This is a genomic window from Caproiciproducens lactatisolvens (assembly GCF_052443335.1).
GTDB lineage: Bacteria > Bacillota > Clostridia > Oscillospirales > Acutalibacteraceae > Caproiciproducens.
Window position 1 is genome coordinate 1,746,355 of record NZ_CP195750.1, and the last position, 10,321, is coordinate 1,756,675.

Annotated in this window: 11 protein-coding genes; 4 read left to right on the forward strand and 7 right to left on the reverse strand. The window is 50.6% G+C overall.

What is annotated here, in order from left to right; genetic code table 11:
• Positions 1-42 precede the first annotated feature (42 nt).
• A complete protein-coding gene (larE, locus tag ACRQV7_RS08620) occupies positions 43-855 on the reverse strand; it encodes an ATP-dependent sacrificial sulfur transferase LarE (RefSeq protein ID WP_444657828.1) in 813 nt (270 codons plus the stop codon).
• Between the two features lie 385 nt (positions 856-1,240).
• Between larE and ACRQV7_RS08625 the strand changes: the two genes are divergently transcribed.
• Genes ACRQV7_RS08625 through ACRQV7_RS08640 form a run of 4 tightly spaced genes read left to right on the forward strand, consistent with a single transcriptional unit; the run spans position 1,241 to position 6,211 of the window.
• Positions 1,241-2,716: a Ppx/GppA phosphatase family protein gene (locus ACRQV7_RS08625; RefSeq protein ID WP_275717198.1), complete on the forward strand. Its 1,476-nt coding sequence runs from the start codon at positions 1,241-1,243 to the stop codon at positions 2,714-2,716.
• Positions 2,717-2,733: 17 nt separating this feature from the next.
• On the forward strand, positions 2,734-4,848 hold the full coding sequence (locus ACRQV7_RS08630; RefSeq protein ID WP_444657829.1) for an RNA degradosome polyphosphate kinase: 2,115 nt from the start codon (positions 2,734-2,736) through the stop codon (positions 4,846-4,848).
• 36 nt (positions 4,849-4,884) lie between these two features.
• Positions 4,885-5,961, forward strand: coding sequence for a 6-phosphofructokinase (locus ACRQV7_RS08635; protein WP_275717194.1), 1,077 nt, complete (start codon positions 4,885-4,887; stop codon positions 5,959-5,961).
• Positions 5,962-5,977: 16 nt separating this feature from the next.
• Positions 5,978-6,211, forward strand: coding sequence for a hypothetical protein (locus ACRQV7_RS08640; RefSeq protein WP_275717192.1), 234 nt, complete (start codon positions 5,978-5,980; stop codon positions 6,209-6,211).
• Between the two features lie 118 nt (positions 6,212-6,329).
• Here ACRQV7_RS08640 and ACRQV7_RS08645 read toward each other — a convergent pair whose 3' ends face one another.
• The 6 genes from ACRQV7_RS08645 to ACRQV7_RS08670 all read right to left on the reverse strand — a co-directional run bounded on the left by ACRQV7_RS08645 (position 6,330) and on the right by ACRQV7_RS08670 (position 10,311).
• A complete protein-coding gene (locus ACRQV7_RS08645; protein ID WP_275717190.1) occupies positions 6,330-6,776 on the reverse strand; it encodes a ComEA family DNA-binding protein in 447 nt (148 codons plus the stop codon).
• Between the two features lie 22 nt (positions 6,777-6,798).
• Complete coding sequence (locus tag ACRQV7_RS08650) at positions 6,799-7,719, reverse strand: RluA family pseudouridine synthase (protein WP_444657830.1); 921 nt, start codon at positions 7,717-7,719, stop codon at positions 6,799-6,801.
• Positions 7,719-8,198 carry a signal peptidase II gene (lspA, locus tag ACRQV7_RS08655; RefSeq protein WP_444657831.1) on the reverse strand — a complete coding sequence of 160 codons (480 nt, stop codon included), beginning with the start codon at positions 8,196-8,198 and terminating at the stop codon, positions 7,719-7,721. Before lspA ends, ACRQV7_RS08650 begins: the two co-directional genes overlap by 1 nt.
• 105 nt (positions 8,199-8,303) lie before the next feature.
• The gene (locus tag ACRQV7_RS08660) at positions 8,304-9,065 is read right to left on the reverse strand and encodes a DivIVA domain-containing protein (RefSeq protein ID WP_275717184.1); all 762 of its coding nucleotides are present in this window, start codon (positions 9,063-9,065) and stop codon (positions 8,304-8,306) included.
• 14 nt (positions 9,066-9,079) lie between these two features.
• Positions 9,080-9,835: a YlmH/Sll1252 family protein gene (locus ACRQV7_RS08665; RefSeq protein WP_444657832.1), complete on the reverse strand. Its 756-nt coding sequence runs from the start codon at positions 9,833-9,835 to the stop codon at positions 9,080-9,082.
• A complete protein-coding gene (locus ACRQV7_RS08670; protein WP_444657833.1) occupies positions 9,835-10,311 on the reverse strand; it encodes a cell division protein SepF in 477 nt (158 codons plus the stop codon). The genes ACRQV7_RS08665 and ACRQV7_RS08670 overlap by 1 nt, the downstream gene beginning before the upstream one ends.
• Between the last annotated feature and the right edge of the window lie 10 nt (positions 10,312-10,321).

The following is a 10,321-nucleotide window of genomic DNA, read 5'->3' on the forward strand; positions in this document are numbered from 1 at the left end:
GGTCCGAGGCTTCTGTTATGAAAATCGAGGAATGGCCTTATTTTATTGATTCAAGGTCTCATTCATGCTTCCGGTACGGTACCCTTTGATATCCAAGGCAATATAGATAAACCCGATCTCTTTGAATCTGGAATCAATTTTATCGCGCGTATTTCTATCCAGCATCGCGGTGAATCCGTTTTCATCCGTCTCGATACGGGCCAGATTCCCGTGGAAACGGACGCGCACCTGATGGAAGCCCAAATCAAGCAGATACTGTTCAGCCTGATCGATCATGCGCAGCCTGTCCGGCGTAATGTCCTCCCCGTACGGAAAGCGGGAGGACAAACAGGCAAAGGACTGCTTGTTCCATGTGGGAAGTCCGAGCCTTTTGGAAAGCCGGCGGATTTCCGCCTTCGTAAGGCCGGCCTCCCTCAGAGGGCTTTTAATCCCCAGTTCCGCAACAGCCGTCAGGCCCGGGCGGTAATCCCCGTTATCGTCCGAGTTGGAACCTTCGATAACATTTTCAATTCCTTTTGTCTGTGCGATTGCCTTAATTTTGGAAAAAAGCTCGGATTTACATAAGTAGCATCGGTTGGTCGGATTCTTGGAAAAACCGTCGATATTCAGTTCTTCGGAGTCCACAATGATATGTTCGATGGAATTGTTAAACGCAAACGCGGTTGCTTCGTCCAGTTCCCTTTTGGGGAAACTGAGGGAACGCGCCGTAACGGCAATTGCCTTATCGCCTAAAACGTCATGGGCCACTTTCAGAAGAAAAGTGGAATCAACCCCGCCGGAAAAAGCGGCGGCGACGCTTTTCAGGCTTCTTAAATATTCTTTCAGGTTCTCATACTTGATCTCTAATAAATCCATATCTGTCCCCATCAATTTAATTTTTTCTCACATCTGACATCATACTGATTTAATCTTATCAATTCCTATCAGATTAGTATTCATTTTATCCCAGATTCTCCGGATTGTCAACCGGAAATAGTCTGCAAAAGGAGGTAGCCGAATTGCGTTTTCAGCAAAAGCTCCTATTTGTTATACATAAATCCTCCCGGATTTCAATAAAATAATAAAGTTTTCAGAAGGGGCTTAAAAAGTTGATGAACAGGCCGACATTTGTTATAATCGACTTATAAAAACGAAACATTGGTGGTGTCGCGTTTTGAACAGAAAAAGAACTAATAAGACAGCAAAGGTAGCAGCAGTAATCGACATTGGTTCGAATATGCTGAAAATGAGAATATCCCAGTTGAAAAAAGGCGAAATCGTTGATCTGGATATCCTGGAGTATCCCCTGAGCCTCGGGCACGAGGTCTTTACGGAAGGGAAAATCCGGTTTGAAAGCCTGCGAGAGCTTTCCCGCGTCCTGCACGGCTACTCTTCCATCATGAACGAATACGGAGTTGACCAGTGCAAAGTCGTGGCCACCACCGCATTCCGGGATGCCAAAAACAGGTCCTACGTTGTAGACCAGCTGAAAATCCAAAATGATATTACGGTTCAGGTCCTGGAAGACGACCAGGAAAAAACGCTGATTTATTCCGAAATATTAAATTTTCTGAACAGAATCGAAAATAAGAAGAGTGAAAACGCGCTGATCTCTTACATTGGTGCGGGAACGATCGGATTTTCCGTTTATAACGGCAAGCATATGGTTTTCTCTCAGAACATCCCGATGGGCGCGCTAAAACTGCATGATATGCTGGGAAATATCCAGGAACTGACGGAAGACTTTTATACCGTTGTAGAAGAATATCTTCATTCGATTATCGGACATATCAATATTCCGTTTAAGAAGGGGATCGTGTCGAATCTGATCCTGACCGGCAACGAGATTCAGCTGATTGCAAAAATCTGCGGTGTGGAGCCGGTGGACGACTGTTATACCATTCCTACGGCAATGCTCACCGACCTGTTTAAGCGGGTACGCTCCATGTCCCAGGAAAAGATCGGGATCGAGTACGGCATTAACGAGGAAACCGCGGAGCTGCTGTATTCCGCCCTGGCCATTTACATCTCTCTGATCGACTTTACCACTTCCGATCATATCATCTCTCCTAAGGTGGAGCTTTGGGACGCACTGATGCGGCTGATGCTCATCCCGAAGAGCGGGGATGAATATTTTGAACATGTCCGCGCAAATGCCATCTCCTGCGCGCAGGAAATCGCAAAAACCTACAACTGCAATCAAAAGCACTCCGATAATATCCGAAAATTTGCCTGCCGCATTTTTGACAAAATGAAGGGCGCCCACGGCCTTGACCACAGGAAAAGGCTTCTTCTGGAGCTGGCTGCCATCTTGCACGACAGCGGGCACTATGTGACGGCCAAGCAGCACCTTTTGAGCGCGTTCGACCTGATTAAAGATATTGACGTTTACGGAATGACCGACGACGAAATGCTGATTACAGCGTATGTCTCCCGGTACAACGAATACGACGTGCCGAATTACGACGACGTTGAATTTATCCGTACCAGCGACAAGAACAGGCTGATCGTTTCCAAGCTGGTGGCGATTTTCCGGCTTGCCAATGCCCTGGATAAATCGCAGAAGCAGAAGCTGAAGGATATTAAGGTCAAGCTGGAAAACGACAAGTTACTGATCACAGCGGAAAGCAACGATAACGTCTATTTGGAAAAATGGGCGTTTGACCAGTGCGCCCCTTTCTTTAAAGAGGTTTTCGGATACAATCCGGTGCTCACCATCAAATCATCTCTTATATAAAAGGCTGTGTGTTGATCATGAACGATATCATTGAAAAAATAAAAATCCCCTATATCAACCGTGAACTAAGCTGGATGGATTTTAACGCCCGGGTGCTGGAAGAGGCTTTTGAACGGGAAAATCCGATTATGGAGCGGATCCGTTTTCTGGCGATTACCGCTTCCAATCTGGATGAATTCTTTATGGTGCGCGTAGCCGGCGTGAAGGAACAGGTGAATTCGGATTATCGGGGTGAGGACCCCTCCGGCCTGACGCCAAAACAGCTCCTTCCTCTGCTGTCCAAAAAAATCCATGCCTTTACGGAAAAGCAGTATTCTTGTTTGTACCGCTCTATTCTGCCGGCAATGAGAAAAAGCGATATCAGCTTTATCCCTCCTGAGGAAATGAGCCCCGATCAGCTGCATTTTATTTCCGATTATTTTGATAAAGTGCTCTTCCCCGTGCTGACGCCGCTCGCGGTGGACACAAGCCGCCCGTTCCCGCTGCTCGCAAATAAAAGCCTGAATATTGCGGTGCGGCTCAAGGGTGAAGAGGATTCCTATTTCGCCGTCGTACAGGTGCCGGCGATTCTGTCCCGGTTTCTGGAAGTCCCCTCCGACCACGGCAAAACCTATGTTCTTCTGGAAAATGTCATCATGTATAAGCTGGAAGAGCTGTTCGAGCTCAGCGATATTCAGTCCGCCTGCCCGTTCCGCATGACCCGCAATTCGGATCTGGACATTGACGAGGAGTCAGAGGACCTGCTGATCGAAATACAGAAATCCATTAAAAAGCGCAAGCGCGGCAAGCCCGTGCGTCTGGAACTGATACAGAAATGCGATGCTGAGACGCGGGAATTCCTGATCGACATGCTCGACGTCAGCGAGGATGAAATATATGAGCTGCCCGGCCCGCTGGATCTGACCTTTTTCTCAAAATTCGCTTCCATCCCGGAATTTAAAACCCTGTGCTTTCAACCGATCGAGCCGGTCTATCCCCCCGCCGATTTCTGGGGCTACGACGATATTTTCGAGGCCATCCGCGAAAAGGACAGGATGGTTCACCATCCATATGAAAGCTTTGACATCGTGGTCGATTTCGTCCGCAGGGCGGCGGAGGACGAAAACGTGCTGGCAATCAAACAAACCCTTTACCGCGTCAGCGGGCATTCCCCGATTGTGGCGGCACTGATTACCGCGGCGGAAAATGGAAAACAGGTCACCGTACTGGTGGAACTGAAAGCGCGGTTTGACGAAGAAAATAACATTCTCTGGGCAAAAAAGCTGGAGGAAGCCGGGTGCCATGTCATCTACGGTCTGGCCGGACTAAAGACCCACTGCAAAATTTTGCTGGTCGTCCGCCGCGATGAGGACGGCATTCGCCGGTACCTTCATATGGGAACGGGAAACTATAACGATTCGACCGCGAAAATTTATACCGATATCGGTGTCTTTACCTGCAAGGAACCTTACGGAACGGACGCTTCTTCCCTGTTTAACGTGCTGACCGGGTACTCCCGCCCGCCGGAATACAACCGGTTCGTGGTTGCGCCGCACGGAATGAGAAGCTTTTTCCGGCGGATGATCGAAAAAGAAATTGAGAACTCCCGTCAGGGCCTGCCCTGCGGGATCACGGCAAAAGTGAATTCCCTTGTCGACCCCGATATTATCGAGCTGCTATACAAAGCCTCCCAGGCAAAAGTTCCGGTACGGTTGGTAGTGCGCGGCATCTGCTGCCTGATTCCCGGGCTGCCGGGAATCAGCGAAAATATTACGGTCTACAGCATCGTCGGCCAGCTTTTGGAGCACAGCCGCATTTTCCGCTTTGAAAACGCGGGCAACCCAAAAATCTATATGGGAAGCGCGGACTGGATGCAGCGCAACCTCGACCGGCGTGTGGAGCTTATATTTCCGATTGAAGAAGAAGACCTGCGGCAGCGGGCGTTTGCCATATTGGACCTGATGCTGAGCGACAATATCAACGCCCGGATCATGCAGTCCGACACGGTATACGCTCATATAGACAAGCGCGGGAAAGCCCCCTGCAATTGCCAGATTGAATTTTCCCGTCTGGCACAGGCGGCGGTAAATCAATACATGGAACAGGACGGCAATAAGCCATTCCGCCCAATTTACAGTGCGGAACTCAGGTAATTTTAAGGATAAAGGAATCAGGGAAAGAGGAAACGTATGAAAAGAATCGGAATTTTAACAAGCGGCGGGGACTGTCAGGGACTGAACGCGGCGATCCGCGGTGTCGCAAAAGCACTTTATGTTGAATTTAAGGAAAACATTGAGATCTATGGAATCAACGACGGATACCGCGGCTTGATTGAGGGAAGCTACAAACGGATGAAGCCGGACGATTTTTCGGGTATTCTGACCCTTGGCGGCACCATTCTGGGTACTTCCCGCCAGCCCTTCAAGCTGATACGCGTGGTGGACGAAAACAGCGTTGACAAAGTTAAATGCATGAAGGACAACTATAAAAAGATGAAGCTGGACTGCCTGGTGATTTTAGGCGGAAACGGAACCCATAAAACCGCCAACCTGCTGAGCGAAGAAGGGCTGAATATTGTCACTCTGCCGAAAACCATCGACAACGATGTCTGGGGCACCGATATGACGTTTGGATTCAGCAGCGCAATGGAAATCGCGACAAATGTGCTGGACTGCATCCACACCACCGCGACCTCTCACGGCAGGGTGTTCATAGTGGAAATCATGGGCCACAAAGCGGGATGGCTGACCCTGCACGCAGGCATTGCGGGCGGGGCGGACGTGATCCTCCTGCCGGAAATCCCTTACAGCATTGACAGTATCGCCCAAACGCTGGAACAGCGCAACAAACACGGAAAGCGCTTTTCCATTCTTGCCGTAGCGGAGGGCGTGATCTCCCAGCAGGAAGCAAAGATGAATAAAAAAGAGTTCAAAGCGTCGAGGGCCGGGATGCCCTATCCCTCCATTTCCTACCGTCTTACAAGGGAAATCAGCGAGAGAACCGGTCAGGAAATCCGCGTGACGGTTCCGGGACATTTTCAGCGCGGCGGAAGTCCCTGCCCCTACGACAGGCTTCTGGCGACACGGTTCGGCACCGCGGCAGCGAAACTCATCTCCGATAAAAAATACGGAAATATGGTGGCTTTGCAAAACGGAAGCATCGTTCCCGTTCCATTGAATGAGGTCGCTGGAAAGCTGAAAGGCGTCCCAACAGACTGCGAGATCATTCAGACCGCGCGGGACATCGGCATCTGCTTTGGCGATTGAGAAAGAGGGGAATCATATGAAACCGAACAGAAACAAGAAGCCCGCCGTCGTGGCGGTTACCATGATGATTGGTGCGATTTCCGCCGCCATGATGGCATTTACGGCCGTACTGAACATCTGCGCTTTTATCAGGATTGTTCGCTGTACCAATACGGTTCAGAAGTCATTGCCTGAAATTGAAAAAGCCGCGCGGCTATACAGGAAAAACCACACGGCGGAAGAAACGGACGACAAACAAAAGAACGGATAGGCCGTCCGTTGAAAGCCTCCCTCAAGGAGGGAGCCAAAACAAGGGAATGACTTTATTGATAAGCTGAAACATCCGCCGGCTGGGCCGGCGGATGCTTGTTTTCGTTCATTATGAATTTTTATGATACCGTAATGTGGTCTTTGAGCCCCGCGAACGTCTTTTCGCCGATGCCGCTGACCTTCCTGATTTCCTCTATGCTTTTAAAAGAACCGTTTTTCTCACGGTAATCCACAATTCGCTTCGCGATCACGTCGCCGATTCCGTCAAGACCGTCGCTCATCTGCTGAGCGGTGGCAGTATTGATATTGATTTTTCCGTTCACCGCCGGGGTTCCGCCCGCAACTTTCTCCGGTTTGGACGAAAGGGCGGAAACTGCGGAGGACGAAGCTTCCGATCCGGTTTTGGGGATATACGTTTCGTCAGCCGACGAAGAAACATCCGTTGTAACAACAAGATCGGAAAGAGAAACTTCGGGCACATAAAACGCGTTATACCCGATAATGAGGGCGGACAGTACCATCGCAATTACCATGAGATACCGCACATGCAAAGTTTCGTCGTCCATGCTGAAGCCACCTTATCCAGCGCTAATCCCGCTTTAACTTTTTCAGAAACTGAACGAAGTAGGCCGGAAGTTCGCTGGTGATTTCCACGTATCGGCCGTCACGCGGATGAAGGAATCCAATCACCTTGGCGTGCAGACACTGACCGTTCAGATTCGGAACGGGCTTCTTCGGACCGTAAACCGCATCCCCCGCAACCGGATGCCCAATGTACGCCATGTGCACCCGGATCTGATGGGTACGCCCCGTTTCCAGCCGGCACTGCACATGGGTAAACCCGTCGTACCGCGCAAGAACATGATAATGCGTAACGGCATTGCGGGAGTTCTTTTCGGTCACCGCCATCATCTTCCGGTGGAGCGGATGCCTGCCGATAGGCGCGTCAATCGTCCCGTCATCCTCCTTCAGGCTGCCGTGGACAACAGCCTCATAAAGGCGCGTAAAGCTGTGCGCCTTTATCTGCTCGGCCAGGTTCCGATGGGCAAAATCGTTTTTCGCCACAATCAGCAGACCGCTTGTATCCTTGTCTATACGGTGAACGATGCCGGGCCGGACGACCCCGTTGATTCCGGAAAGCGAATCGCCGCAGTGCGCCAGAAGAGCGTTGACCAGCGTGCCGGTGTGGTTGCCGGCGGCCGGGTGCACCACCATCCCCTTCGGCTTATTGACGACCAGCAAATCCGCGTCCTCATACAGGATTTCCAGGGGAATTTCTTCCGGCCGGACATCCAGCTTTTCCGGCTCGGGAACGACGAGGTCAATGCGGTCGCCGGCCGTGCCACGGTAGCTTTTCGTAAGGGGCTTTCCGTTCAGGGTCGCATTGCCCCGCTCAATCAGCTTTTCCGCCGCAGAGCGCGTCATATTTTCCGTCTTTTCACTGACAAGCTTGTCCAGCCGGATGCCGGAATCTTCCGGCTGTATCTCAATTTGAATGATCTTCTGCATTATTTTGTACGGATAACCTTCTCAACATTGCTGTTTAAATCGGAAAAAAACAGGATATGAATCATTAAAAACACCGTTCCGACCGTTACGCAGCAATCGGCAAAATTAAAAATCGGAGGAAAAAAGCTGACAGAAATATAATCGACGACGTAGCCATACATCATCCGGTCAATCAGGTTCCCGATTCCGCCGCCAATAATCAGCGTACCGGCCGCATAGGAAAAGAAATTATGCTGTTTGTATTGGAACAGGGCGTAAATGATGACGGCGGAAATGGTCAGAGTCACCACAACGAAAAACCAGCGCTGGTTCTGCAGCATTCCGAACGCCGCCCCCCGGTTCTGAATATAAAAGATTTTTAAAAAGCCATTGATCACATGAAAACCGCTGTTAGGCTGTAAATTGGACGTAACCAGCAGTTTGAGAATCTGGTCGATTGCAACAGCCGCCGCTGCAAGCAATAGTGCAATAATTGCCAACGGAATCTCTCCTTTTGTATGGTATGATGATTGGAAAAGGGCGAACCAGACAGCCCGCCCTTTTTGCAGTTATTGAAAGCTCATGCGCAACGGCAGGGAGCATCCTTATTGACGGTCGTAGATGCCTTCGGAAGAATTCTCGCCGTCCGCAGTCTCATCCTCATCGCTGAACGGAATGGAACTGAAATGCTGCGGCTTTCCCTCCGGCGGAAAATCATCGTCATCGAAATTGGAAACCTCGGTGTTAAACAGGCGGTCCTGTGTCTCAGAAGGAACCGGTTCCTCCAAAGGCTGAGCCTCTTCCTCAGCCGCGGGGGCCGGAGAAACCGGTTCCGGTACCAAAACCTCCGCATTCTGCGCGGGCGCTGCTTCTGGCTTCTGCGACGGCAGAGCATCGATTAAGGTAAGATGTTCTTTATAAAGGCCCAGCAGCTTGGAACGGAAATCCGAAACAGTCTGCTGAAGGCGTTCCATTTCCTTTTGCTGTTCGATCACGCTCTGTTTGGCGCCGGAGACGATCCGCTCCGCCTTGATGTTGGCGTCCTTTACAATAATTTCGGCCTTGTGGCGGGATTCGCGGATGGAAGCGTCGCCCAGCTTCTGGGCGCTGACAAGGGCATTCTTGATCTCATCCTCTTCCAAACGGTAGTCTTCCACTTTTGCAGCCAATATTTTAATTTTTTCAAGAAGCTGCTCGTTTTCCGCCTTCAGCCTTTCATACGCTTCTTTTTGTTCCAGGTCTTTTTTGAGGAGCGCGTCATAGGATTCCTTGACCTGATCGATGAATTGATCCACATCGTCGGTACGGTACCCGGAAAAACCGGATTTTCTGAAACTGGCGTTAATAATGTCGTTCATTGATAGCATGTTCGAGCCCTCCGTTAAATATATTTCCTGCCTGCGATACTCAATCTGCCTTTTTTTGTGACGGGCCCAAGGCGGTCAAGAACAAAACGGCCCTTTCCCCTGATGGAGAGTTTGCTGTCCGGTGCGACAGCCGCCGACACCGAAATGTTCACTTCATGGTTCAGCATCACCAGCCCGGCGCGAATCATCTCTGATGACTTTTCCCTGCTTGTACCGATAGCAGCCGCGACAATACAGTCCAGCCGCGCGGAAGCGACAACCGCGGAAAAATCTTCAAAGCTCCTGCCGACCGGCAGCGGCAGTACGGCGCCTTTGACCAGACGGACACCCACTCTGCCGATTTTCTGCGTCTGGGACAAAAGATAGTCGGTTACCTCGCCGCGGGAAAAAATCACGCAGCGGCCCTCCTCCACAAGGATATCCCCGAGCGTTTCACGCTGAAGCCCGTTTGCAAGGAGGGCGCCGAGAAAGTCGCGGTGGGTAAGCGTGTCGCAGGCACGGTAGCTTGCGGTAACCGCGGCAATGGGAAACGATTCGGTATCCGGCTCTGCAAAGTCCGGAAATGCGCCAAAAACTACACGCTCCGAGCCGTCGTATCCGCCCCAGAGCATATAGTTTTTAAAGGAAAGACGATTCATGATTTTCTGTGCCGCAAGCGCCTGACGCTCGTCTAAAAAGCCCGCAAAGCGGGGCTTCGCTCCGCTTTGTGCCAGACGTACGGCATCGCAAAGTTTTGCTTCAAAAATTGCGTCGGCCGACTGTTTCTCCATTAAAAATAAACACCGTTGTTTTCCAACTCATCTAAAACGTCATCACCCGTCAAGTCAACGTTATAGGGCGTGATAATGAAGGTGCTTGTGGCGACCCTCTTGATTTTTCCGCCGTTCGCGTAAGCGACGCCGCTCAGAAAATCAATAATGCGGCGGGAAATATCCTTGTTTGTATTTTCAAGGTTTAAAACCACCGTATGCATTTTCAAAAGCTCGTCAGCCACTGCGCAGGTCTCTTCGCCGAAGCGCTCCGGCTTAAACAGAACGACCTGCAGCTGAGCGGTCGCATGGATATTGACGACCTTATTTCCGCTGTTCTGCACGGGCGCGCGCTTAATGGTATCGCGTTCGCGGATCTCGGCTTCCTCGTTCTGACGGGAGGAAATATCCTCCTGCTGGACACCGTCATAATCGTAGTCGTACTCGTCTTCCGGCGGGTTCCACATATCTTTGATTTTTTCTACAATTCCTGCCATCGCTAAGCCT

Coding starts and splice junctions, on each gene's coding strand:
- larE (WP_444657828.1), bottom strand. CDS start 855: ATGGATTTATTAGAGATCAAGTATGAGAACCTGAAAGAATATTTAAGA.
- ACRQV7_RS08630 (WP_444657829.1), top strand. CDS start 2,734: ATGAACGATATCATTGAAAAAATAAAAATCCCCTATATCAACCGTGAA.
- ACRQV7_RS08635 (WP_275717194.1), top strand. CDS start 4,885: ATGAAAAGAATCGGAATTTTAACAAGCGGCGGGGACTGTCAGGGACTG.
- ACRQV7_RS08640 (WP_275717192.1), top strand. CDS start 5,978: ATGAAACCGAACAGAAACAAGAAGCCCGCCGTCGTGGCGGTTACCATG.
- ACRQV7_RS08645 (WP_275717190.1), bottom strand. CDS start 6,776: ATGGACGACGAAACTTTGCATGTGCGGTATCTCATGGTAATTGCGATG.
- ACRQV7_RS08650 (WP_444657830.1), bottom strand. CDS start 7,719: ATGCAGAAGATCATTCAAATTGAGATACAGCCGGAAGATTCCGGCATC.
- ACRQV7_RS08660 (WP_275717184.1), bottom strand. CDS start 9,065: ATGCTATCAATGAACGACATTATTAACGCCAGTTTCAGAAAATCCGGT.
- ACRQV7_RS08665 (WP_444657832.1), bottom strand. CDS start 9,835: ATGGAGAAACAGTCGGCCGACGCAATTTTTGAAGCAAAACTTTGCGAT.
- ACRQV7_RS08670 (WP_444657833.1), bottom strand. CDS start 10,311: ATGGCAGGAATTGTAGAAAAAATCAAAGATATGTGGAACCCGCCGGAA.